The organism is Patescibacteria group bacterium, from assembly GCA_034520665.1.
Classification (GTDB): domain Bacteria; phylum Patescibacteriota; class Patescibacteriia; order JAXHNJ01; family JAXHNJ01; genus JAXHNJ01.
Window position 1 is genome coordinate 109,553 of record JAXHNJ010000001.1, and the last position, 24,952, is coordinate 134,504.

Below are 24,952 nucleotides of genomic sequence, written 5' to 3' on the forward strand. Positions count from 1 at the left end.
AAATCAACCAATCAACTAAGTAACTAATTAACTTATTTCATGAACCAAAAAGGCTTAACAACAATATTAATCCTCGGACTGATCGTCGCTGTTTTAATCGCCGGACTTAGCTTTGGCTATGTCAAGTATATAAAGAATGGAAATGATAATACCAATATAGTTAGTAATAAAAACACTAATTTGAATACTAATGTGGCTATAAATTCAAACGAGAATGAAAACATAAATTCAGTTACCGATAAAAATGAGAATCTTAACACTAATAAAGCTGTAAATCTTAATGAAAATGAGAATACTAATCTTAATGCTAACACAGCCGTAAATCTAAACAAGAATGAAAATACCAATACCGTGGTGGTTGTGAATAAAAATTTGAATACAAATTCTTCAGCAGAAGATAACGATAACTGGGTTAGTTATGTAAATGAAAAATTAAATATTCAATTAGAATATCCGAAAGAAATAAGTAATATTATTAGAGATAACCAAACAAATAAATATAGTGATCAAATTGTTACCACCATTCAAACTAGTGATTATCAAACAAATGAAACGCCCCTTAACTTAGAGATAATTAAAGGTATTCAATTTAATATTACCCAAGGAACGCCGAGTTGGAACTCAGCAGTGGGTGGGGTTAATTTTGAGGGCTTAAAAAATTGGTTAGATTTAGGAAGAGGAGGCACGGCACCATCAGTTGAAGAAGAAATTACAGTCTGTGATGAGAACGCTATTTATCATCTTGGTAATTATAGTTCTGGAGGTAAATTTGAACATGCATATTTTCTACACCATAGTAAATTATACAACCTAAGTGTTTCTTTAGCTGATAACAAAGTCTTAATATTAAAAAACATTTTATCTACTCTTGAATTTACTAAGTAGGATTATTCGAAACTCGTGATTCGCAATCCGGATTAATAAACTAAACAACTTAATTAACTAATTAACTTATTCCATGAACAAAAAAGGCTTTAAATCAATTAACTGATTAATTAATCAACCAATTAACTAACATCATGCAACGAATTTTTACGAACGAAACATTAGACCAAATTGATAAAAAAGTTAAACTAGCTGGCTTTGTCAATAATGTCCGCAAAATGGGCTCGATTGTTTTTATTGACTTGCGCGACAAAGAGGGGATTATCCAGGTCGTTTTAGACAAAGGCTTTAAAGAAGCTAAAGATTTAAAACCGGAATATGTGATTGAATTAGAGGGTAAAGTAGCTAAAAGAAGCGAAAAAAATATTAATCCGGAAATACCGACCGGTGAGGTGGAAATTCAGGCTACCAGCTTAAAAATCTTATCAGAAAGCAAAACTCCGCCTTTTGAGATTGAAAATGAAGAGCGGCAGGCTAACGAAGAATTAAGGCTAAAATACCGTTATTTGGATCTGCGTCATGAGCGTATGAAAAATAATATTATTTTACGGGATAAAGTGATTTGGTTTATTCGCCAGTGGCTGCATAATAAAAATTTTTATGAAATTGAAACCCCTCTTTTAACCAAAGGGACCCCTGAAGGAGCTCGAGAATACATTGTGCCTTCCAGGAATTTTCCGGGCCAGTTTTATGTTTTACCGCAATCACCGCAGCAGTTTAAACAACTTTTAATGATCAGCGGTTTTGAAAGGTATTTTCAAGTAGCCCGGTGTTTTCGCGATGAAGACGCTCGAGGCGACCGCCAGGCTGAGTTCACCCAGCTGGATTTGGAGATGGCTTTTACTAGCGACAAAAAGATAATGGAGCTGACGGAAAACTTAATGACTGAATTGGTCAAGAGTGTTTGCCCGAAAAAGAAAATCGCTAAAAAGCCTTTCCCCATACTTACTTATGAAGAAGCTATGAAAAAACACCAAAGTGATAAGCCTGATTTGCGGGAGAATAAAAAAGACAAAGATAACTTGGCTTTTTGCTGGGTAGTCAATCCGCCGCTTTTTGAGCGCGCAGAAAAAGAAAAAAAATTAGTTTCCACTCATCACCCTTTTACGGCACCGGTAGAAAAAGATTTAAAAAATTTAGATAAAAATCCGGAAAAAGTAAAGGCCCTCTCTTACGACCTGGTTTTAAACGGCTATGAAATCGGTACCGGCAGTATCAGAATTCACCAAAAAGATTTGCAGCAAAAAATATTTGAAATTTTAGGGCTTAGTCAAAAAGAAATAAAAAAACGCTTTGGCCATATTTTGGAAGCCTTTGAATATGGGGTGCCACCTCATGGAGGTATGGCTCCGGGTCTAGACCGCCTGGTCATGCTTTTGGCGGGTGAGCCGAATATCCGCGAAGTAATGGCTTTCCCCAAAACTTCAGATGCCCGTGATCTGATGATGGGAGCTCCTTCTAAATTGCCGGAGTCGGAAGTTAAAGAAAAGCATATTTCTATTGATAAAAAACATGAGAATATCTAATCTGCAAAAATATATTTTAGTTAATTCCTATTTTTCAAAGTCGCAAAAAACAAACCGCTCTATATTTGAAGATTTTTATAAAAACAAAAGAAAAAAACCAAAAAAAAGAGATATTCAGAATATTATTACTAAATCAATAGAGAGACTTATACAAAAAGAGCTTTTAGTCGGTTATGGCCGGCGGACTCCACATATGTGGTTTATTGAAAAAGTGCGTTTAACATCTAAAGGGCGAAAACAGGTCAAGAAGCTTTTGGGTCAACAACAAAAATTACCTTTTAAAATTAAAAAAATGAGAAATGGATAATTATATACAACCAGTTAAAAAAGAAAATAAGAATGACGAGGGTAATGAAGAAGAAAAAGAAGAGGAAGAAGAAAAAAAGCTGAAAAATCAATATTCTGCTTGGGGAATTTTCTTTGGCATTCTTTTATTTATAGTTTTTGTAATTATATGGGAGTTGGGACTTCACGACTTGCCGCGTTTTTTTAACCCTTATTATGAAGTTTGTCAGAATTCTGGCTATCAGGTTGTACAAAAGTTTTGTGATATAAAGCAATATGAAATTATTCGTCTGCTTTTACATTTTTGTCTGTTGGTACCGCTTTTGATGGTTATTATTGTGGTTAATCATACTAATCAGGGTAAAAAAATGAAAAGTTATAACAGAATTTTACTGCTAGCTTACTTTTTTTCTATTTTATTTCTTTTAACTCATGTTTTTGTGGAATTTGCCTATTATCTTTTCCGTTATTATCGTGAAATTGGTAATTATGTGGTTTTGAGTGTTATTGCTATTGCTTTTGTGTTTTTAATAGTTTACTTACAAAAAAGATTTAATAAATCTAAATAAAAAAATTAATATAAATAAAATTATGTCAATTCCAGTTAAAGTTAAAAACTATTTAAAAAAAACCGGACTTAATTATAAACTTTTAGAACACAAAAAAGTTTTTACGGCTTATGATTTAGCCCAGACTACCCGCAATGAGCTAAAAAATATTGCTAAAACTTTATTTATAAAAGCCGATTCTGATTATTATCTGGTAGTTTTAGGAGCCAATCGTCGTCTAGATAAAACTAAATTAAAAAAAGTCTTAAAAGCCAAGAAAGTAAAAATGGCTTCGGAAAAACAGATGGCTAAGAAATTAAAAATTAAACCTGGCGCTATTACTCCATTTGGCGGTCTTTATGATATTACTCTTATTTTAGACCGTCCCTTAAGCCAAATAAAAAAGGCTCTTTTTGGGGCTGGCAGTTTTACAGAGAGTCTGCTTATTAAAATGAAAGATTTTATAAAAAAAGAGGAGCCGGTTATCGGTACTATTGGCCAGTCAGCTAAATTAAAAGTTCAATACAAAAAGAAGCCAAAGAAAAAGAAGAAAAGAAAAAAGAAGAAGAAGAGATCTAAGAAAAAAAAGAAGACTTCAAAAAAGACGAAGAGAAAGAAGAAAAAATAAATTAATTAAACTTTTCTCTTTTTCTAAAAAAAGTTATTATTTTTAATTATGTATAAAATAAAAATAGAAAAATTTGAAGGGCCTTTAGATTTATTACTGAAATTAATTCAGAAAGAAAAAATGGATATCACCCAGATTTCTCTATCTAAAGTAACTGAACAATATATCCATTATATTGAAAATTCTGAAGATATTTCTCCGGAAGAGCTGGCGGATTTTTTAGTTATTGCGGCTAAACTTTTACTAATTAAATCAAAATCACTCTTACCTTACTTAGAAAGAGAAGAGGAAGAAACGGGTTTTGAATTGGAACGTCAGCTGAAAATGTATAAAATTTTTCTTGAAGCAGCTGAAAATCTCAAGGATATTATTAAAAAGAAGAATTTCAGTTATTTCCGTCAATCCAACAAACTCTTTGAAAAAGTTTTTATTCCGCCTGAAAACATTAATAAAAATATACTTAAAGATTGTTTTAAAGGTATTATTCATAGCATTACCCCCATTGTCACTTATAAACAAAGAACAATTAAAAAAACAATTTCCTTAAAAGATAAAATTGATGATATAAAAAAAATAGTTTTAGAGAAAGAGTTTAGCAATTTTAAAGAAATTCTAGGATCAGCTAAGAATAAAATGGAAATAATAGTTTGTTTTCTGGCCTTGTTGGAACTGGTTAAAAGACGAAATATTATTTTAGATCAGAATAATATTTTTTCTGATATTTCTATAAAAAAAATTAATAATGAAAACGCATGAATTTAAAATCAAAAATAGAAAGCTTACTTTTTGTCAGTATCAGTCCGCTTTCGGTTAGCAAAATTGCTAAACTAGTTTCTTCAGATAAAGATAAAGTGAAGCAGTCCTTGCAAGATCTTAAAGAGAGGCTAAAGGAGGAGCAGAGAGGTATCCAGCTTATGAAGATACAAAACAGTTGGCAGCTTTCAACTAATCCGGATAATTCTTCAATTGTTAGAGAATATTTAAAAGACGAGCAAACTGGAGAATTAACCCGGCCGGCTCTGGAAACATTAACCATAATTGCCTATCGTGGGCCTATAGCTAAATCGGAATTAGATGTTATTCGTGGAGTTAACTGCTCTTTAATTTTAAGAAATTTAATGATTAAGGGATTGGTTGAGTCTTATAAAGATAAGAGCAAGATGGATACTTTTTATAAAGTTACTTTTGAATTTTTAAAATTTTTAGGACTCTCTGAAACTAGTCATCTCCCTGATTATGAAAAACTGAATAAAGATGAAAGTTTAGAAAAATTACTCAATCCTGAAAGTCAAAAAGAGTCTGAAAATGAAGAAAAGGAGAAAAAAAATGAAGAAGAATAATTATTTACATGAGGAGATAAATTTGCTATGTTTAGTATAGAATGGGCTAGTTTATTTAGTTCTTTACCAGGAGAAATAAGTACGTTATTAGTAGCCATGATACCCATAGCTGAGCTAAGAGTAGCTTTACCGATGGCTCTGGGCCCTTATAAATTACCTTTATTTGAAGCTTTTATTTGGTCTTTTATCGGTAACATGATTCCTGTATTTTTTATTTTATGGTTTTTAGAGCCGGTTTCGCGTTTTTTAATGAAAAAATCTCGCTTCTTTAACAAATTTTTTAACTGGCTTTTTGACAGAACCCGCCGGAAATTTACTAAAAATACCGAACGTTATGGTGTAGTCATTGCTTTAATATTATTTGTAGCTATTCCTTTACCTGTTACTGGGGCCTGGACTGGTTCAGTTGCTGCTTTTCTTTTTGCTGTTTCTTATAAAAAAGCCATTCTTTCCATTGCTTTAGGGGTTTTAATTGCCAGCTTTGTTGTTGGCTCCTTATATTTTGGCGCTATTAGTTTATTTTAATATTTATGGCTAAAAATAAAAAATCGAAAAAAGAATTAATTATCATAGCTAATTGGAAGATGAACTTATTTTATCAGGATACTGAAGATTTGATTATTAATCTAAGAGAAATTTTAAAAAATTATAGGGGTAAAATGGAAGTAGTTATTTGTCCCTCTTTGACCTATTTGGACCGGGCTCATGAAATATTAATTGCTTCAAAAATTAAGCTTGGAGCCCAAAATGTTTTTTGGGAGAAAGACGGTAATTATACTGGGGAAGTTTCGCCAAAGATGTTGAAAGAACTCGGTTGCCAGTATGTAATTATCGGTCATTCAGAGAGGAGAAAATATTTGGGAGAAACTGATGAAATGGTTGATCGTAAAACTGTTAATACTTTGCGTAATCATTTAACCCCAATAGTTTGTGTGGGTGAAACTAAAGATGAAAGAAGGCAGCAGGTTCACCAGATGGTAGTAACTGATCAGGTAAAAAAAGCCTTGCGCTATCTTAATCCTATTTTCAGGAAGGAAAGAATTATAATTGCTTATGAACCGGTCTGGTCAATATATCCGGGACAGCCTTGTTCTCCGGATGAAGCCAAAGAAATGGCTTTAGTTATAGAGCAGGCTTTGATAGATCTCTATCCGAAAAAAGTGGTTGGAAATAATTTTAATATCATTTATGGCGGCAGTATCAATGAAAAAAATGTTCTTGATTATATTGACCAAAAACATTTTCAGGGCGGATTAGTCGGCAATGCTTCGTTAGATCATAAAAGTTTTTATAAGATTATTAAAAAATTATAAAATAAACCTATGCTTGTCTCTTTAAAAAAGTTAGTAGAACAGGCTCATCAGCATAAATACGCTGTGGGAGCTTTTAATACTTCAAATTTGGAAGTAACTCAAGGGATTATCCAGGGTGCTGTGGAAATGCAGGCCCCGGTTATTATCCAAGTCTCAGAAACCGCTATTAAATACGCTGGCTTAAAATCAATCACAGCCATTGTTGAAACTGTAGCCAAAAATGAAGCGGTTAATATTCCAGTAGCTCTTCATCTTGATCACGGTCGTAGTTTTCGAGCCGTAGCAGAATGTATAGAAGCCGGTTTTTCCTCAATCATGATTGATGCTTCAAATTTACCTTTTGACGAAAATGTAACTATTACCAAACAGTCAGTTGAGTACGCTCATAAAAAAGGTGTTTGGGCCCAAGGAGAATTAGGTAAGATTAGCGGTTCAGAAGACTATATAGTAGTTGATAAAAAAGACGCCTATTTTACTGATCCTAAAGAAGCAAAAAAATTTGCTAAGCAGACAAAAGTTGATACTCTAGCCGTTTCAGTAGGTAACGTTCATGGTATTTATAAATTACGTAAGGGTGTGCCTAAATTAAATCAAAAAAGATTAAAAGAAATTCACCAGATAATTCCTGAAATTCCTTTAGTTTTACATGGAGCTTCTGGTTTGCCAGAAGATGCGATTATTGAAGGGGTTAAAAACGGTATTAGAATTATTAATATTGATACCGAACTTCGTTTAGCTTTTACTGATAAATTAAGAGAAACCTTAGAAAATGATAAAAAAGAATACGATCCCAGAAAAGTTTTAAAGCCATCAACTGAGGCAGTCAAAAAAATAGTAAAAAAGAAAATCAAAATTTTTCAATCTGAAGGACAAGCTAAGAATTTTCAAAAATAATTAACTATTAATTATAAATATATGAGTAAAAAAATTGCCATCAATGGATTTGGTCGTATAGGCCGAACCACCTTAAAAATTTTAATTGAAAAAAAAGATGTAGAAATTGTAGCGGTTAATGATTTAACTGATGTGAAAACATTAGCTCATCTTTTAAAATATGATTCTTCTTACGGCATTTATAATCATGAGGTAGATTTTAAGGAGAAAAAACTAATAATTGATGGAAATAAAATAAAAGTAATTTCAGAAAAAGATCCCGAAAATTTACCCTGGGATAAACTGGATATTGACATAGTTTTAGAATGCACTGGAATTTTTCGTGATTTTGAAGGAGCTAATAAACATATAAAAGCCGGAGCTAAAAAAGTAATAATTTCAGCCCCGGCTAGGAGTGAAAATATAAAAACTTTTGTTTTAGGGGTAAATGATGATGATTATGAACCCGATAAGGACAAAATTATATCTAATGCTTCTTGTACCACTAATTGTTTAACTCCTCTAGTGCATGTTTTAAATAAAGCTTTTGGTATTGATAAGGGATTAATGACTACTGTACATAGCTATACTAGTGATCAAAAACTTCAAGATTTGCCTCATAAGGATTTAAGGAGAGCTAGGGCTGCGGCTTTAAATATTATTCCTACCTCTACTGGTGCGGCTAAAACTACTACCAAAATAATTACCGAACTTGATAAAAAAATTGACGGTCTAGCTTTTCGAGTACCGACACCAGTTGTGTCAGTAGTTGACTTTGTTTGTTTATTAAAGAAGGAAACTACTAAAGAGGAAATTGATAAAGCTTTTATAGAGGCCTCTAAAAGCAAAAAATTAAAAGGAATTTTAGGAGTTTCCAATGAAGGTTTAGTTTCTATGGATTATAAGGGCAATCCCTTTTCCTCAATTATTGATTTACCTTTAACAAATGTGGTTGGTGGTAATTTAATAAAAATAGTAGCTTGGTATGATAATGAATGGGGCTACGCTACTCGTTTAGCAGAATTATGTCAGCTAGTTAGTAAAAAAATATAATTAATAATTATTTTTAATAGGGAAGGAGGTGAAAAGTTAATGTTTAAACTTAATAACAAAATATTAGTTGAATGTTTTTGGTGGTTTGGCTTAGTTTGTGCTTTATTTGGTATAGTTACTGAAATTTCAGGGCAACAAGTTTATCTTTCCTCTTATTTTTATTTAGAAGTAGCAGTAGTTGCTTTTTTAGCCGGTGTTTTTACCAAGATAAAAGATTAATAAACAAGAATAGTATTATTTTTATATTTTCTTCAGATCATAAGAAAGCGGTTTATTGACTGATTAGAAAAAAAATGTTATTTTCTATGTTATAAAACAGGCCGCTTTCGTCTAGCTTGGTTTAGGACGCATCCCTCTCACGGATGAAACACGGGTTCAAATCCCGTAGGCGGTATTTCAAATTTGTTGTGATTTTTTCACCAGTTACTATAAGTTAATTTATATTATATTAAAAAATTGCTTAGGCCATAGATTATTGAGGGAGAAACTATATTATATTCAAGTACTTTAAAGCTTTTTTTCTAATTTATAAATGATATATTTTTAATTAAACTTTAAATCTTATTTAAACTATCTGTTAAAAAAAAGATAGTTTTAATTTTATGAAAATTGCTATAATTACACAAAGCTATTATCCGGTTAAAGGAGGGGTGGCCGAACACGTTCACGCTCTTTCTGGAGAGTTAGAAAAAAGAGGGCATGAAGTAGTGATAATAACCGGTAATTTTACCGGCTTTGATGATAATTTTGGCCGTAATGTTATTCGTATCGGCCGTGACCTGACAATTTTAGCTAACGGCGCTTTCTGCAATGTTACGATTAGCCTACAGTTTAAGAAACTTTTGGAAAAAATTGAAAAAAAAGAAAAATTTGATGTTGTTCATATCCATCAGCCGATTGACCCAGTATTGCCACTTCTGGCCACTAAATATTTAAAAGCTCCAAAAGTCGGCACTTTCCATACCTATCAGAAGAAAAACTTTTGGCTGGAAATGTTAAAAGAGCCAGCCGAGCCTTATTTCAAAAGGCTAAAGGCTCTAATTGCTGTTTCCAGTTCAGCCCGGCAGTTTATTTCGCAGTATTATAAGGCTGATTATCATATTATACCTAACGGTATAGATACCAAACGTTTTTCTCCTGAAGTTAAGCCAATGGAGCAATATAAAAATGACAAAGATTTTAAAATTCTTTTTTTGGGTCGTATGGATCCAAGAAAGGGTTTTAAATATTTATTAAGAGCTTTTCCTTTAATCTATCAGAAAATTACTAATGTTAAAATAATAGTAGTTGGTGGCGGTATTATGAAGCATTGGTATAAAATGGCTCTGCCTTCTGAATTATCGCCAAGAGTGGATTATCACGGTTTTGTGCCCAATGATCAGGTACCGCGTTTTTATGCTGCCTGTGATTTGTACTGTTCACCAGCTACTAGGGGTGAAAGCTTTGGTATTGTATTATTAGAGGCCATGGCTTCGGGTAAACCGGTGGTGGCTTCAAATATCCATGGGTATAACTCTATAGTCAAGGACGGTCAGACCGGATTTCTGGTCGAAAAGAAAAACCCTCTAGCTTTAGCGGAATCTATTATTAAATTGGCAAAAAATAAAGAGATGAGAAATAATATGGAAAAGTTTGCAAGAGAAGAAGCTTTAAAGTATGACTGGAAGAAGGTGACCGATCGGATAGAGAGAGTTTATAAAGAAGTTTTAAGCTAAAAAAATGCCTAAAAAAAAGCATAAAATAATTAAATTAATTTTATGGAGCTTTATTTCTCTAGTTCTTTTTTTTAGTATTTTGTATTTTTCCTTTGTCTTAGTTATTACGCCATCCCCCCAGCCGAAATTTATACCAAGCCAAAATAATTTGAAAGTAAATAAAGCGGTTGAATTTGATTTTAATATACCCATAGCCAGAGAAGTGAAAGTTGATATTGAGCCAGAAACTTTAGGGGTGGTTAGTTATGAAAATAAATTAATTAATAATCATTTATCACGGACAATAGTTTTTACTCCGGAATATAATTGGCAGGCTGAAACAAATTATAAAATTACTCTTTCTAATCTTAGAAATGCTTTGCCTGGTTTTCGTTCTTCAAAAACATACAGTTTTAATTTTCAGACCGAGAAATTGCCAAGTATTAAAAAAGTTTCTCCTTCACAAAAGGAAAAAATAGAACTGCTTAAATATTTTACCATTGAATTTGATAAAAAACCGAAAAATTTAGCTGAATATTATTTTGAGTTTGATCCTCAAATAAGTTTTACTAAGGAAATCAGCCAGGATGGAAAAATTCACACTCTTAAACCTAATCTTCTGCTTTCACAAGGCACAGAATATAATCTAACAATAAAAAGAAGTAAAATTAGAAAAATCTTTTGCCAAGAAGAAATAGTAGAATGTTTACAAAAAGAAACTGTTTGGCTGGGATCCTGGACAGTTCAGGAGGCTCCTTATATTAATAATTTTTATCCCAAGGGTGATAAGGTTGACTTAGACAGCCAGATAAAAATAAATTTTAGTCAGGAAGTTGATTTGAATTCATTCCTAGAAAAAGTGAAAATCTCTCCTGAATTATCCGGTCAGTGGACGACCAGTGATAATCTTACTTTTATTTTCGAGCCGGAAAACATGGTTAAGGATATGAAATATGAAGTGCTAATTTTAAAAGATTTAAAAACAAAAAACGGCGGATATTTTGAGGAGAATTCTCTTCATAGTTTTACTACCAAAGGACCGGTAAAAATGATAAATTCTTTTCCGCAGGCCGGAGATACTGGTATTTTAGTAAATAGTCCTATAAAAACTACTTTTAGCGGTTCAGTTGATCACTCTTCAGCTCAAAACCATTTTTTAATAGAGCCGGCTATTGAAGGTGATTTTTCCTGGGATAACAATACTATGATATTTATACCAAGGCAGAGTTTAGATTTTAATAAAACCTACACCATCTCTTTAAGTCCGGGTATTGTTTCCCATGAATTATATGATTCTGAAAGTGAGTTTAATTTTAGTTTTTCTACTGAATTATCAACAACTAAACTTGAGGTGTCTTTTCACCGTCAGGAACATAATCTATCCTGTGAAGTAGCCACTTTAGTTATGGCTTTAAATTATAAAGGGGTTAATGTAGGCGAAGCAGAATTAATTAATTTAATTGGTTTTGATCCGACTCCAAAACAAAACGGAATTTGGGGTAATCCGCACATTGCTTTTGTTGGTGATATTGATGGACTTCAGCCATCTACTGGTTATGGAGTTTATTGGCAGCCGATTGCCGCCGCCGGACAGAATTACCGCCCCACCCGCTGGTTCACCGATGGCCGCTTGGAAACTATTACTAGTGAAATAAAAAAAGGCAACCCAGTGATTATCTGGGGCACCGCTGGTACCGGCCGGAGAATAGACTGGAAAACTACTTCCGGTGGTAATGTAGTGGCAGTTACTGGCGAACATACTATGGTGGTCACCGGATTTATCGGCTCAGCTTCCAACCCCACCCGCATTATCGTACTCGATCCGCTTTACGGCGAAAAAACCTTTAGCCAGTCTTCTTTTTTATGGAACTGGGGCCTTTTAAATCGTAGCGGGGTAGTGGTTGAGTAGGAGGGAGTTAGTTAATTAGTTAGGTAGTTAATTGGTTGATTAGTTTTAGCTAGTGGCAAATCCTTTCGTATCTTTACCAGACTTGTCTTTGTGGAATTTAAATAGTTAATTGGTTGATTAGTTGATTAGTGATTAACTAATTAATTATATAGACCCATAGTTGATTGCTTAAATAAAAGGAATCTGTTGACAAAAATGGCAAAATTTATTATTATTTACTATCAATAAAGTATTTATTTGTATGAACAATCAAGAAAAAGATATGTCTTCTGTTTGCCCTCATTGTGGTTACCCACTAGAAATTAAAGAGCATTCACCTGACTGTCCGAATAATCCGGCTAATCAAAAAGAGGATGGGGAGAAATCATCTGAAAGTCAGGTTGACGAATCTGAACTGCGTTTATTTAGCCGTGAAAATTTGCCTGAGGAAAGAAAAAGATTGGCCGAAGAATTATTGGAAATGCGCCGTCTTTATTACGAACAGAAAAAGGCGGTTGAAAATAAATTGTCTGAAATTAGATTTTTAATAGAAAGAAAAACTGAAGAGATCGATGATTTAGAAAGAAAACAAAATGAATTAGAACAAATTGCTAGTGATAAAAATAAAACGCTTTTTTCTCGCCTGTGGCAGCATAGTACTATCAGAGGTATTGATTCTCAGCTTGAAAGTGTGCAGTCTGGAATTGAAGATCGAAAAGAAGCTATTGGTGAATTAATAAGAAGTCAAGAAGAGGTAGAGCAAAATCTGGGGGATAAAAAGTTAATAGAAGAGTCTCGGAGGCGAGTAGACAATTTTTATAAAAGCCACATCGAAGATTTTCTAGAACACCAAGAGAAAAAAAGAATTGAAGAATTAGAAAGATTTGAAAAAGAAGAAAAATTAAGGCAGGTTGAAAGAATAGCCAGAGATCATAAAGGGGCATTTTTACACGGGATCATGAATAAACACGCCCCGGGTACTAATTCATTATTACAGAACGGGACTTCCTTTGAAACTAAATTAAAACTGGCTATTGGGCTCGAACCCACTCTTTCAACTTCAGTGATCCAAAAAGGTGATAGCCCTAAAGCCACCTGGGCCCGAATGGGAGTGGTTATTAGTGAGGGTCGGGTTGACTCAGCCAGTTCACAGGACTCAGCCACAGTAGCCAAAAGTTTATCAAAAAGAACAGTCGGAGCCGGTTCGGAAAAAATTGCCGATATCGAAACAAGCGTTCGCGGTAAGTCTTCCACTGATTATAATGAATTTGTAGTCTCTAGCCCTAAGATTGCTGGCATGTATTATTCTCCCGAACATCATGGTTTAAAATCAAGTATTTCTGAAGATGAATTTTTTTCTCTAGCAAAAAACTTAGAACTTCCTACCTATGTAGTTAAGAGTGGAGAATTATTTGAAATTAGTCTTGATGAAGAAAGTGGAGAATTAATAATTGGCGATTCGGTTGATCCGGAAAAAATCAAAGAAAATGCAAAAATATTTTCTGAGGAAGAGAAAGATAATATTTTAACTGAAACCCTTGAGAACGATATGCCTTTTCGGGTCGAAAGTATTTTACCGGAAGCAAGACTACTTAGTTCTCGTTCAAATGGCATAGAATTATATTTGCAATTACAGCAAAATAAACTCGATACAAAAAATTTAGGCGAAAAAGTGTCAGTTGAATCACTTGGTCTTTATCCTGATGCTGTAAAAGGGAAGCTAGTTGGCGGTAAAGTTAAAGTAATACAGGAAGTTAAATTTCCTGGAGGAGCTACCATCAGATATTTTGAAAATAACGGAATAATTTATCAACAGGAATGGGATTATAATAAAGGTGAATTTAGCCGTAATTTCCGCCAGCCAGAAGATCCTAATCATTTTGCTAGCGAATATATTAGAATTTCGCAAAATACCATGAAACTAGACAAAAAGATTAGAAAACCAGAGAATTACCTTGCAGGTATGGAAAAATGTGTTAGGCAAGCATTAGAAAGATATAATAATATTGATGATCAAGATAAAGAAAATAAAGAATTTTATCATGAATTATTAGGACGATTAGCTTTTCATTTACATGGCTTTGCTGAAACAGCCGAGCGCTATGGAAATAAAGAAAGCAGTGAGAAAGCCTTAGCTATTGCTGAAAAAATTATCTCTGATGATGATTATCAAGAAATGCTTGAGAGACGTATAGATAATAAGGGTAATTTTAAGATTTCTAGAGAAGATTTAGAATAATATTTATCAAGATATATAATAACTTAGTAAATTTATGAAAAAAAGAACCTCCACTATAATACTATTACTACTTTTCGCTTCTTTAATCTGGTTTGGCCGGCATCAGATATTAGATGTTTTGGATTCCTGGACAGCTGAACCGATTCCGGAGGTAACTCCTAAAGATGAGGTTATCAAAAACGAAAATACTAATGAGAATTTAAATACTAATCAAGCCCCGGAACCAGTGGTTTTGCCCGATGAATTTAATTTGAACGTACCCTTTACTACTCAATCACCGTATGCTGAATGGACCGAGCAGGATAATGAATCTTGCGAAGAAGCGGCTCTTTTAATTACTCATTATTATTGGCAGGACAAAGCTTTTACTAAAGAAATTGCTAAGCAGGAACTGCAAAAAATAGTTGATTTTGAAATGGATTATTTTGGTTATTATAAAGATACGACAGCTGAAGAAACTGCTGAATTAGCCCAGCAAATGTGGGGTTATGACAAAGTTGAAGTTATTTCAGATTTTACTATGGAAGACATTAAAAAGCATGTTTATCAGGGCCGGCCAGTTATTTTACCAACCGCCGGACGCATGCTGGATAATCCAAATTTTCGCAGTCCGGGACCTCTATACCACATGCTGGTGGTGAGGGGCTGGAACAAAGATAATATTATCACTAATGATCCGGGTACTCGCAAAGGGGAAAATTTTCAATACACCCCGGAAAATTTATACAAGGCTATTCATGACTGGAATGACGGTGATCCAGTCAATGGCCAGAAAGTCATTATTGTCATCTATGGAGAAAATAGTACTTAAAATTATTGGCTGCCGAATAAACGGAACTACTATTTAATTTTTTAATTAGGGAGTGGACGAATTTTATTCGGCGGCTTTTTTATTTGCTTTATTTTAACTTATAGGCTACACTTGTGAATAAGTATGAAATTTCATACTTTTCATATTAATGATTATTTATTATGACTAAAACAAACCATATTAATATTGGCGGCACCACCAAAATGGGAAAACGCGGACAAGTAGTTATTCCGGCTGATATCAGGCGAGAAATGAAATTAAAAAAAGGTGACCATTTACTGGTTTTTTACAGAAAAGGCCATTTAATTGGTCTGGTAAAATCGGACCAACTTGATAAGATGCTTAGCAAGATGACCGGACAACTTACCAAGTTAAAAAAGTTAAAAAAAGATATTACGAGATAAATGCCTATTATAGAAGTCAATAATTTAACCAAAAAATTTAAAAATTTAACCGCGGTTAATGATGTTTCCTTTAAGGTTAAAAAAGGAGAAATTTTTGGCTTTTTAGGTCCTAACGGGGCTGGTAAAACTACTACCATTAATATACTGACCACGCTACTGCCACCAAGTTCGGGAAAGGCTAGAGTCAATGGCTATGATGTAATTAATGAAAAGGATAAAGTTAGAGGATCTATTGGCTTAATTTTTCAGGAGCCTTCCTTAGACGAGCAGTTAACAGCCTTGGAAAATCTAAAATTTCATGCTTGGGTTTATCATGTGCCCAAAGAAAAAATTGACAAGAGAATCAACAAAATGTTGAAAATGGTTGAATTAGCTGACCGGGCTAAAAATAAAGTGGAAACTTTTTCTGGTGGTATGAAAAGGCGTCTGGAAATTGCCCGCGGATTGCTTCATCACCCGTGTGTTTTGTTTTTAGATGAACCAACCATTGGCCTGGATCCACAGACTAGAAGCCGCATCTGGGAATATATACTGGAGTTAAGAAGAGCTCATAATATTACTATGTTTATGACTACTCATTATATGGATGAAGCGGAATATTGTGACCGTATTGCTATTATGGATCAGGGTAAGATAATTGCCTTGAACACCCCGACTGAGCTTAAAGAGAGTATTGGTGGTGACGTGATTAATATTAAAACCGATAATGATAAGCAAGCGGCTGAAATAATTAAAAATAAGTTTAATTTAAAGGCTAAAAAAATTGACAGTCATATTTGTATTTATGTTAAAGAAGCTGATAAATTTGTACCTAAACTTTTAAATGAATTAGATTTGAAGGTTAGTTCAATCAATATTCACAAACCAACATTAAATGACGTTTTTCTTAAATTAACCGGTAAAGAAATAAGAGATGAAGAAGCTTCAGCTTCGGATAAAATGAAAAGAAGGCTAAAAACGAGGGGCCGGCCTCATTAATTTTAATAATAAACATATGCAATTTTTACGTTCAATTTATATAATTTGGCTACGTGATATGCTGCGTTATTGGCGCAATCGAGTGCGGCTGATTTCTTCGATAGCTATGCCTTTGCTCTGGTTAGTTATTTTTGGCTCGGGTATGAAAGGTTCTTTAAATTTTGCCGGGCCAGAAATGGCAGCCAGTAATTTTGACTATTTGACTTTTCTTTTTCCGGGAGTGATTGGTATGACGGTTTTATTTACTTCAGTCTTTTCGGCTATTTCTATTGTTACTGACCGTGAATTTGGGTTTTTAAAGGAAATTTTGGTGGCTCCGATATCGCGTACGTCTATTGCTTTGGGTAAAATTTTAAGCGGCTCAACCACAGCTGTCATTCAGGGATTAATTATTGTGGCCATAGCGCCTTTAGTTGGTATTAAACTTTCTTTTCTTTTAGTCTTAGCATTAATACCAGCCATTTTTTTAGTGGCTTTTGCTTTGTCTTCTTTGGGTCTTTTGATTGCTTCACGTATTAAGTCAACCGAAGGCTTTCCCATGGTAATAAATTTTATTATGATGCCGATGTTTTTTCTGTCTGGTGCTATGTTTCCTTTAGTTAATTTACCGACTTGGATGTCTTTTGTTTCTAAGATAAATCCCGCTTCATACGCTATTGATATGTTTCGACAAATAGCTTTTAGTTTTATGTCAGTGCCGACTATGGTAAGCGATTTTTTTCGGATTAAGCTTTTTGGTCAACCAGTAACCTTATTCGGGGATATTGCTATAGTTGTCGGTTTTGGCTTGGTTATGGTCATTCTCAGCACTATTGCTTTTAAAAAGAGCGAAAATTAGAGTAATAAGCATAAAGAAAATAAACAGAGGAGACCAACGGCCCTTGACCGCTATTTTTTATATGGTATACTGAAATTAGCACTCGGAGTGTGAGAGTGCTAATAGATAAAAGAAGCTAATATTAGGTAAAAATGCCCGAAAAACGTCAAAATAAGATATTAAATATCATTATAAATGAGCATATCAAAGAAGCTCAACCGGTTGGTTCAGGAGCTATTGCTAAAAAATACGGTCTTAAACTCTCTTCGGCTACTATACGTCATGAAATGAAGGATTTAGAAGATAAAGGCTATATTTATCAACCATATACCAGTGCTGGCCGAGTACCTACAGAAAAAGGCTGGAAATATTATCTAGAAAACTTTTTATCAGAAAAAAAAATATCAGATCAAGAAAAAAAGGAACTGGAGCATTCATTTAATATTAAAAGCGATGATAAAAAACAAAATGTTAAAAATTTAGCCAAAAAATTAGCTGAAATATCTAGAGAAACAGTAATAGTTGGCTTTAGTCCGGAGTATACTTATTATACGGGTCTTTCCCACTTATTTCGTCAGCCAGAATTTGAAGAGTATGAATTGATTTGTCACATAAGTGAAGTAATAGATCATTTAGATGAAGTTATTATAAGATTATTTAAAAATACAGAAAAAGACGATTTTAAAATACTCATCGGTCAGGAAAATCCTTTTGGAGAGAATTGCGGGGCAATAATTTCTAAGTATGAGGATAAAAATGGGCAGGAAGGAATATTTACTTTACTGGGGCCGAGAAGAATGTCTTATGCTCAAAATCTTTCCCGTTTAAAACATTCACATTCATTATTAAAAACAATATAAAAAAGGAAAATTAAATTATGGGTAAAAATAAAACAGACAAGAAAGAAAATTCCTCTATCAATTCAGGATTAGAAGAAGATCAAGAAAGTAAAACAGACTGGGAAAAAAAAGCGGCCGAGTATTTGAATGGCTGGAAAAGGGCTAGGGCTGACTATCTTAATTTAAAAAAGGAAAAAGATAAGGAAAGAGAGGAGATTATGAAATTTTCTAACGCCGCTTTAATTATCCAGCTTTTGCCAATCTACGATCATTTAAAAATAGCTTTTGATCATGTGCCAAAAGACTTAAAAAATAATGAATGGGTTAAGGGAATAGAAGGTATAAAAAAACAAACTCAGGATTTTATAGAAAGTATTGGTATTAAAGAGATTAAAACTGTGGGTGAAAAATTTGATCCGGAAAAACACGAAGCAGTAGCTCATGAAAAAAATAAGGATTTTAAAACTGATATAATTTTTGAAGAAACTAAACCCGGGTATAAACTACACGACAAAGTGCTTTATCCAGCTAAGGTAAAAGTAGCTAAATGACAAGCTAAAGCTTGTCACCCTGTACTTTCTTCAGGGTCTCGTTAAATAACTGACCAAGGTAATTTAACGAGATTCCGGATAAAGTCCGGAACGACTTAAAATAATTAAAAGAAAGGAGGAATAAAATTATGGCATTAATAAAATACAGACCATTTTGGCCGGACTTTGACGAAGACTTTTTTAAGCTGCCATCAGAAATGGGTAATTTCACCCCAGCGGTAGACGTTTATGAAGAAAAAGACAATGTTATTGTTGAATCTCCTTTGGCTGGTATCGACCCAGAAAAAGTAGATATTGAAATTGAAGATAATGTGTTAAAAATTTCCGGTCAGCAGGAAAAAGAGACAGAAGTTGAAGAAAAGGATTATTATCGCAAAGAAGTGCGTTCTGGTTCTTTCTACCGTTCAGTGCCGTTGCCAAAAGCAGTTGATGGGCCAAAAGCTGAAGCAGAATTCAAAGATGGTATGCTCAAAATTACCGTGCCTAAACGGGAAGAAGCCAAACCTAAGAAGATTAAAGTTAAGGCCAAAAAAGAATAAATATTTAAAATACCTGGAGCCTGATATGTCAGGCTATCCAGGCTAGTCAGTAAAAAAAATTACTGGCTGACCTGGCTCATTATTTAAAGTAAATAAAAAAGCGGCTCGCTGAACGCTCGCCGCTCACAGATAAAAAAATTAATTAGGACAGAGATTTTTAGGATAAGGTCCGGGCAGACGCTGAAGCTGAGCATTGAGAGAAATCTCTCCCTGGCCGCACGGATTGTACTGCGGGTGGAAATAAATAATCCCATCTCTGACAGAATCCAGAATATGTGGACCACTTTTTCCCCCGGAAGAGGAAATTATCCAGAACCTTGTACCTTGACTCCATTTCCTAGGGTCGCTCATAAAAACTCCTTTGGTCAAAAAACCCTAAGCGCAGAGGAAGATAAAGAGCTAGAAACAAATTATCATATAAATAAAAATTTGTCAATACCATTATTAACTTAATCACTCAATCACTTAATTAACTCAATTACTTAACTCCATGTTTAAAAATAACTTTAATAAAAAAAATAACTTCCAGCAAATGAAAATAAACGGACGCTGTCCAGTCTGTCAATCTATGTATGATTTTGCCAAGCTAGAGGTTTTGGGCGAAAAAGACCATTCTCTTTTACTCTATATGGAATGTACTAATTGTGGGGCTTCAGTTATTAGTATTCTATCCATGAAACCAAACGGTATGATGGCCAAAGCTATGGTTACTGATCTCTTACCAGAAGAAGTAATAAAAATGGGCCAGGAAGAAGCAGTTTCTTCTGACGATGCTTTGAATATGCATGAAATTTTGAGAGAAGATGAACCAGTTGATAATTTTATCAACTAGCTGATAGCCGATCGCTTATGGTATAGCGAAATAAGCGATAAGCAATTAGCACTAAGCAAAAAGAACTATGAAAAAAGGATCATGGAAAAAAGAAAGAACTACCGGCCGAAAATACTGTAAATCTGATGTTCATAGTGAACCCAAAGCCAAAACCCGTAAAAAAATCTGGGTTAGTGCTTATAAAAGAAAGGGTCAGAAAATCAAGGGCTATTTTCGGAAAAATCCCTGGTATAAATAAGACTGTCACTCTGAGCGAAAGCAAAAGAGTCTTGTAAAAAGTCAAAAAAGACTTAATTAACGGGATATACTAACTCATTACGAGTTATCAAAATTCGCTCAGGATAATAGTATTATTAATTAACAAAAGGAGATAAAAAAAATGAGTAAAATTTTAGGCATTGACTTAGGTACTACTAACTCGGCTATGGCTGTGATTGAAGGCGGGGAACCAAAAGTGTTGGAAAACTCTGAGGGCAACCGCACTACGCCGTCAGTAGTAGCTATGTCAAAAAACAACGAGCGCTTGGTTGGTCAGACCGCCAAACGCCAAGCCGTCACTAACCCTGAAAACACATTATTTTCTATAAAGCGTCTGATTGGACGTAGATTTGAAAGTGATGAAGTACAAAAAGACGTCAAACAAATGCCGTTTGAAATTAAAAAAGACGGCCAGGGCGTTAAAGTAAAAATGGGAGATAAAGACTACACTCCGCAGGAAATATCAGCTATGGTCTTGCAAAAACTAAAGGCTGATGCGGAAAGCAAACTCGGCGATAAAATTACTGAAGCAGTGATTACGGTACCGGCTTATTTTGACGATTCACAGCGACAGGCCACCAAAGACGCCGGTAAAATTGCCGGCTTTGAGGTTAAGAGAATTATTAATGAGCCGACCGCGGCTGCTTTGGCTTATGGTTTTAACAAGAAAAAAGACGAAAAAATAGCGGTTTACGACTTAGGTGGTGGCACTTATGATATTTCTATTCTAGAAGTTTCCGAAGATACTGTAGAGGTTAAGTCTACCAATGGTGATACTCATCTCGGCGGTGAAGACTTTGACCAGAAAATTATTGGATGGATGATAGAAGAGTTTAAAAAAGACCAGGGTATTGATTTATCAAATGACCAGATGGCTTTGCAGCGGCTTAAAGAAGCGGCTGAAAAGGCCAAGCATGAGCTTTCTACTACTCCGGAAACGGAAATAAATCAGCCCTTTATCACTACTGATTCATCCGGTCCTAAACATCTGCAGCTTAAATTAAGCCGGGCTAAACTGGAAGATCTCACTCGTGATTTGGTGGAAAAAACTAAGGAACCGATGAAAAAAGCCTTAGAAGATGCCAACCTAAAAACTTCCGATATCAATGAAGTTATTTTAGTTGGTGGACAAACCCGCATGCCTTTGGTCCAAAAAACTGTTGAAGAATTCTTTGGTAAAAAACCGAATATGAGTGTTAACCCGGACGAGGTAGTGGCCATTGGTGCCGCTGTCCAGGCTGGTGTGCTTCAGGGTGATGTTAAAGATGTCTTATTGCTGGACGTGACTCCGCTCACTTTAGGTATTGAAACTTTAGGCGGCGTGATGACCCCTTTAATTGACAAAAACACCACTATTCCAGCCTCCAAGTCAAAAGTCTTTTCAACAGCCGCTGACAATCAAACTTCAGTGGAGATCCATGTACTGCAGGGTGAACGACCGATGGCGGGTGATAATAAAACTTTAGGCCGCTTTATTCTATCCGGTATTCCGCCGGCTCCCCGAGGCGTGCCTCAGGTAGAAGTTAGTTTTGACATCGACGCTAACGGTATTCTCAATGTCAAAGCAAAAGACAAAGCCACAAATAAAGAGCAGTCAATTACCATTACTGCCTCTACCCAACTTTCTAAAGATGAGGTGGAGAAAATGAAACAGGAAGCCCAAAAACACGCTGAAGAAGATAAGAAAAAGAAAGAACTCATTGACCTGCAAAATCAGGCCCAAAGCTTAGTCTTCACGGCTGAAAAATCAATTAAAGACGCTGGAGATAAACTACCGGAAAAAGACAAAAAAGAAATTCAAGAAAAAATTGAAGCCTTAAACAAGGTCAAAGAATCGGATAAAAAAGACGAAATTAAAAAATCAATTGACGAATTAAATGAAGTCATTCAGAAAATTGGCCAGGCTATGTATGGACAGCAACAAGGACAACCAGGAGCTCAAGGCCAATCCGGAACTGGTCCACAGGGTCAACCTGGCACTGGTTCTCAAGGCCAAGCCGAAGCTCAAGGTGAAAAGGCCAAACAAGAAAAGGATAAAAAGCAGGAATCAGATAAACAGAAAAAAGACGGAGATGAAACTGTCGATGCTGATTATGAGGAAGTGAAGAAGTAATTAACGACTTAAATAGGGCGGGGCCAACGGCCCCGCCCAAATATATAATTATAAAGAATGATAAAAATAATAACTGATAAAAATATAAATGATTACATCAATTACCGCCCTTCATTTGAAGGAAAAAATTACTGATGCCGGGAAAAACTGGCACCACCATTGTTTGCCCAAGACTTGTTTTAAGAATAAAACTGGCCAAGATATAATATTGCTTGAGGTAGAAAATGGCGTATATTACTGCGAAAGCGATCGGGCCTTAAAAAAAGAGCTGGAAGAGATGGCTTTTCAGCAGGCTAAAGGAGATAATTATAAAGAGGGGGAGGTTGAACACAAAGCTCTGGACTTAGTCAAAGACTACACCAAGAAAAAAACCAAATGGCATTTTCATATTTGCTACCCGGACTGTTATTTAAATGATACAGATAAGTTTTTGCTGATTTTGGAAAATGATGAGAATAAAGAAATGAAAAAATGGGAATTTAAGGAAAAACCGGTGGCCCTTGCCCGGGCCATTGATGATTATTATCTAGGGAGAAAAAAATAATATACTATTCCCAAAAAATCACCCACAGAAGTCGTTGTGGTTTGAACCTGATCTTTAAAAATTAAAATAAAAACCCCGCATAAAACGAGGTAAAGATCAAAAAAATTCAGCTCTTTTTTCAAAATTCATCGCAACAGTCAAAGCCGGCGTATAGCTTTATCATCTCAATCATTATTTCAGTGCCGCTGTAGACTAAGAAGGTAATTAGCCAGAGAATAAAAAAGCTGAAGCAACCGCTAAGGGTATATATCTGGGGTTGCGGCCAGAGTAGTAAAGTAGTCGTCAGGACAAAAGAGTAGAAGAGAAATGTTGAAAAATGGTCTTCGAAAATAGCGATACTCCAGAGTGGTCCCAGAGAGAGGAAGGCCAAAAAGAAAAGCGGATTCACCGCTAGATTGAAAAAGCGGTAAACTAAGTAATAAGCGATGAGGAATAAACCGTAGACTGTTAGCTTCAGTAAAACACTAAAAGTTTTCAATATTATCACACTTCTTTATTTTTTAGCCTCTAATTCTTGATTTTTGAAAGCAATTATCATAACCTCTTTCAGGCAAAAGGTGAGCAGAATATTAATAATGAAAAGAATTAAATAGGTAGCGATAATGCTCTGGTAGCCGGAACGGCCCCAAATCGGGTTGAAATAAATAATCGGAAAAATAAATACAGCCAGATAATGCATAAAAGCTAATTTTTTTCCGATTAGCATTCGGCCAGCGTAAAAGCGATCATCGGTATCATAAAAGTCCAGGCCGGCACATTACTGGCATGATGGTGCCAAGTTTGAGCGCCAATAATACCAATTAGCAGGCTAATACTAGGGTTAATCCGTACTTCATTTTACACCTCATTTTTAAAGAGCCAATCATTAACTAGTTAATTAAAGTATCAATGATTTGAGTTTATATCAATTTTTAAGGTAAAATAAAGCTAATGAAACACCTTATTATTATCACTTCATATCGAGCACCAAAATTGATTAAAAAATGTTTGGATAATCTCGTCCTAACGACTAATTTAAATAGTAACAAAATTGTTTTAGTTGATGACGCTAGTGATTTTAAAACTACCAAAATATTGAAAAAACTGGAAGAAAAATATCCGCAGATAAATTTTGTTTATAATAAAAAAAATATATCCAAACCTTGTTCAGTGAATAATGTTTTAAGAAAAAATTCTAATATGGATTACTATACTATTCTTGACCAGGATGTTTTTATAAAAACTAAAAACTGGGATAAAATTTTATTTAAAGCTCATCAAGTTTTTAAAGATAAAGCTATCCTGGGAGTCTTTACCCAGGAAAAAGGTTATTCTTTTCAAAAAGGTGGGTTTAATTTTATGGATCCTTATCCTTTCTGGACTTTAGCTGGGCGTTTTTTCTCATTTTCTAAAAAAATTTTTAGTAAATTAGGATACTTATATGATAAGAGTTATCGTCATGAAGATAGAGAATATTGTTTTCGCGCTTATTTGGCTGGTTTTAGATGGTATTACTTGAGAGATATTAAAGCTAGTACGGTTATCCATTCTTTAACCAAAAGAAGAAAATTTGAATTAAAACGAGGCGAAAAAGAGGAAAAGATTATTCAAAAGAAGAGAAACCAGTATTTAATGCTTACTCATGATATTTATTATTCTCCCTTTAAAAAATAAAAATTTATTATAATTAATCTTTAAGAACTATGAATCAAAATCAAGCCCAAGGGCAAAAAGTTAATCTCAAAGCCACAGATGAAATCTTAAAAGGCCATTATGCTAATAATCTGATGGCGGCACACTCTAAAGAAGAATTTGTTTTGGATTTTATTAATCTTTTTCCGCCACAGGGGCAATTAGTCTCGCGGATAGTTACTTCACCCGGTCATTTAAAAAGAATTGTCAATGCTTTAACTCAAAATCTGAAAAAGTACGAGGAAAAATTTGGCGAAATTAAACAGGCTGAAAATCCACAAAAGCAGGATATTGGTTTTAAAGGCTAAATAAAAACTTTCCAT

At 34.4% G+C, this 24,952-nt stretch carries 29 protein-coding genes and 1 tRNA gene; 29 read left to right on the plus strand and 1 reads right to left on the minus strand.

The window, feature by feature from the left end; translation table 11 throughout:
• Positions 1-39 precede the first annotated feature (39 nt).
• The 27 genes from U5L76_00565 to U5L76_00695 all read left to right on the plus strand — a co-directional run bounded on the left by U5L76_00565 (position 40) and on the right by U5L76_00695 (position 22,958).
• The gene (locus tag U5L76_00565) at positions 40-885 is read left to right on the plus strand and encodes a hypothetical protein (GenBank protein ID MDZ7798091.1); all 846 of its coding nucleotides are present in this window, start codon (positions 40-42) and stop codon (positions 883-885) included.
• A 134-nt stretch (positions 886-1,019) separates the two neighbouring features.
• The gene (aspS, locus tag U5L76_00570) at positions 1,020-2,411 is read left to right on the plus strand and encodes an aspartate--tRNA ligase (GenBank protein ID MDZ7798092.1); all 1,392 of its coding nucleotides are present in this window, start codon (positions 1,020-1,022) and stop codon (positions 2,409-2,411) included.
• Positions 2,398-2,718, plus strand: a complete 321-nt coding sequence (locus U5L76_00575) for a hypothetical protein (protein MDZ7798093.1) — start codon at positions 2,398-2,400, stop codon at positions 2,716-2,718. The genes aspS and U5L76_00575 overlap by 14 nt, the downstream gene beginning before the upstream one ends.
• Positions 2,711-3,265 (plus strand): hypothetical protein, encoded by a 555-nt coding sequence (locus U5L76_00580; protein MDZ7798094.1) that lies wholly within the window; start codon positions 2,711-2,713, stop codon positions 3,263-3,265. Before U5L76_00575 ends, U5L76_00580 begins: the two co-directional genes overlap by 8 nt.
• A 22-nt stretch (positions 3,266-3,287) precedes the next feature.
• Positions 3,288-3,872, plus strand: a complete 585-nt coding sequence (locus tag U5L76_00585) for a YbaK/EbsC family protein (GenBank protein ID MDZ7798095.1) — start codon at positions 3,288-3,290, stop codon at positions 3,870-3,872.
• A gap of 48 nt (positions 3,873-3,920) precedes the next feature.
• A complete protein-coding gene (locus U5L76_00590) occupies positions 3,921-4,628 on the plus strand; it encodes a segregation/condensation protein A (protein ID MDZ7798096.1) in 708 nt (235 codons plus the stop codon).
• Entirely contained in the window at positions 4,625-5,212 is a 588-nt protein-coding gene (gene scpB / locus U5L76_00595; GenBank protein MDZ7798097.1) for an SMC-Scp complex subunit ScpB, read from the plus strand. Before U5L76_00590 ends, scpB begins: the two co-directional genes overlap by 4 nt.
• Before the next feature lie 27 nt (positions 5,213-5,239).
• Entirely contained in the window at positions 5,240-5,737 is a 498-nt protein-coding gene (locus tag U5L76_00600) for a small multi-drug export protein (GenBank protein ID MDZ7798098.1), read from the plus strand.
• 5 nt (positions 5,738-5,742) lie between these two features.
• Positions 5,743-6,525 (plus strand): triose-phosphate isomerase, encoded by a 783-nt coding sequence (gene tpiA / locus U5L76_00605; GenBank protein MDZ7798099.1) that lies wholly within the window; start codon positions 5,743-5,745, stop codon positions 6,523-6,525.
• Positions 6,526-6,534: 9 nt separating this feature from the next.
• Entirely contained in the window at positions 6,535-7,419 is an 885-nt protein-coding gene (gene fba, locus U5L76_00610) for a class II fructose-1,6-bisphosphate aldolase (GenBank protein MDZ7798100.1), read from the plus strand.
• 21 nt (positions 7,420-7,440) lie between these two features.
• Complete coding sequence (gap, locus tag U5L76_00615; protein ID MDZ7798101.1) at positions 7,441-8,451, plus strand: type I glyceraldehyde-3-phosphate dehydrogenase; 1,011 nt, start codon at positions 7,441-7,443, stop codon at positions 8,449-8,451.
• Positions 8,452-8,490: 39 nt separating this feature from the next.
• The gene (locus tag U5L76_00620; protein ID MDZ7798102.1) at positions 8,491-8,670 is read left to right on the plus strand and encodes a hypothetical protein; all 180 of its coding nucleotides are present in this window, start codon (positions 8,491-8,493) and stop codon (positions 8,668-8,670) included.
• 100 nt (positions 8,671-8,770) lie between these two features.
• Positions 8,771-8,845 (plus strand) — tRNA-Glu (locus U5L76_00625).
• Between the two features lie 208 nt (positions 8,846-9,053).
• Positions 9,054-10,166, plus strand: a complete 1,113-nt coding sequence (locus U5L76_00630) for a glycosyltransferase family 4 protein (GenBank protein MDZ7798103.1) — start codon at positions 9,054-9,056, stop codon at positions 10,164-10,166.
• A gap of 4 nt (positions 10,167-10,170) precedes the next feature.
• Positions 10,171-12,054, plus strand: a complete 1,884-nt coding sequence (locus tag U5L76_00635; protein ID MDZ7798104.1) for an Ig-like domain-containing protein — start codon at positions 10,171-10,173, stop codon at positions 12,052-12,054.
• Between the two features lie 241 nt (positions 12,055-12,295).
• On the plus strand, positions 12,296-14,272 hold the full coding sequence (locus tag U5L76_00640) for a hypothetical protein (protein ID MDZ7798105.1): 1,977 nt from the start codon (positions 12,296-12,298) through the stop codon (positions 14,270-14,272).
• Positions 14,273-14,306: 34 nt separating this feature from the next.
• Positions 14,307-15,083 carry a C39 family peptidase gene (locus tag U5L76_00645; GenBank protein ID MDZ7798106.1) on the plus strand — a complete coding sequence of 259 codons (777 nt, stop codon included), beginning with the start codon at positions 14,307-14,309 and terminating at the stop codon, positions 15,081-15,083.
• Between the two features lie 161 nt (positions 15,084-15,244).
• Complete coding sequence (locus U5L76_00650) at positions 15,245-15,487, plus strand: AbrB/MazE/SpoVT family DNA-binding domain-containing protein (GenBank protein MDZ7798107.1); 243 nt, start codon at positions 15,245-15,247, stop codon at positions 15,485-15,487.
• Complete coding sequence (locus U5L76_00655) at positions 15,488-16,465, plus strand: ATP-binding cassette domain-containing protein (GenBank protein ID MDZ7798108.1); 978 nt, start codon at positions 15,488-15,490, stop codon at positions 16,463-16,465. It abuts the gene before it with no gap.
• A gap of 16 nt (positions 16,466-16,481) precedes the next feature.
• Entirely contained in the window at positions 16,482-17,303 is an 822-nt protein-coding gene (locus tag U5L76_00660) for an ABC transporter permease (GenBank protein ID MDZ7798109.1), read from the plus strand.
• Between the two features lie 131 nt (positions 17,304-17,434).
• A complete protein-coding gene (locus U5L76_00665; protein MDZ7798110.1) occupies positions 17,435-18,142 on the plus strand; it encodes a winged-helix domain-containing protein in 708 nt (235 codons plus the stop codon).
• A 17-nt stretch (positions 18,143-18,159) separates the two neighbouring features.
• A complete protein-coding gene (locus U5L76_00670) occupies positions 18,160-18,672 on the plus strand; it encodes a nucleotide exchange factor GrpE (GenBank protein ID MDZ7798111.1) in 513 nt (170 codons plus the stop codon).
• 128 nt (positions 18,673-18,800) lie between these two features.
• Positions 18,801-19,211: an Hsp20/alpha crystallin family protein gene (locus tag U5L76_00675; GenBank protein ID MDZ7798112.1), complete on the plus strand. Its 411-nt coding sequence runs from the start codon at positions 18,801-18,803 to the stop codon at positions 19,209-19,211.
• 490 nt (positions 19,212-19,701) lie between these two features.
• A complete protein-coding gene (locus tag U5L76_00680; protein ID MDZ7798113.1) occupies positions 19,702-20,043 on the plus strand; it encodes a hypothetical protein in 342 nt (113 codons plus the stop codon).
• Between the two features lie 67 nt (positions 20,044-20,110).
• On the plus strand, positions 20,111-20,281 hold the full coding sequence (locus tag U5L76_00685; protein ID MDZ7798114.1) for a hypothetical protein: 171 nt from the start codon (positions 20,111-20,113) through the stop codon (positions 20,279-20,281).
• A gap of 141 nt (positions 20,282-20,422) precedes the next feature.
• Positions 20,423-22,414, plus strand: a complete 1,992-nt coding sequence (dnaK, locus tag U5L76_00690) for a molecular chaperone DnaK (protein MDZ7798115.1) — start codon at positions 20,423-20,425, stop codon at positions 22,412-22,414.
• Between the two features lie 88 nt (positions 22,415-22,502).
• Positions 22,503-22,958: a hypothetical protein gene (locus tag U5L76_00695; GenBank protein ID MDZ7798116.1), complete on the plus strand. Its 456-nt coding sequence runs from the start codon at positions 22,503-22,505 to the stop codon at positions 22,956-22,958.
• Between the two features lie 493 nt (positions 22,959-23,451).
• Here U5L76_00695 and U5L76_00700 read toward each other — a convergent pair whose 3' ends face one another.
• Positions 23,452-23,664 carry a hypothetical protein gene (locus U5L76_00700; protein MDZ7798117.1) on the minus strand — a complete coding sequence of 71 codons (213 nt, stop codon included), beginning with the start codon at positions 23,662-23,664 and terminating at the stop codon, positions 23,452-23,454.
• Between the two features lie 224 nt (positions 23,665-23,888).
• Between U5L76_00700 and U5L76_00705 the strand changes: the two genes are divergently transcribed.
• Both U5L76_00705 and U5L76_00710 read left to right on the plus strand, forming a co-directional pair.
• Positions 23,889-24,611, plus strand: coding sequence for a glycosyltransferase (locus U5L76_00705; GenBank protein ID MDZ7798118.1), 723 nt, complete (start codon positions 23,889-23,891; stop codon positions 24,609-24,611).
• Positions 24,612-24,640: 29 nt separating this feature from the next.
• Complete coding sequence (locus tag U5L76_00710) at positions 24,641-24,937, plus strand: DUF3467 domain-containing protein (protein ID MDZ7798119.1); 297 nt, start codon at positions 24,641-24,643, stop codon at positions 24,935-24,937.
• The last annotated feature ends 15 nt before the right edge of the window (positions 24,938-24,952 follow it).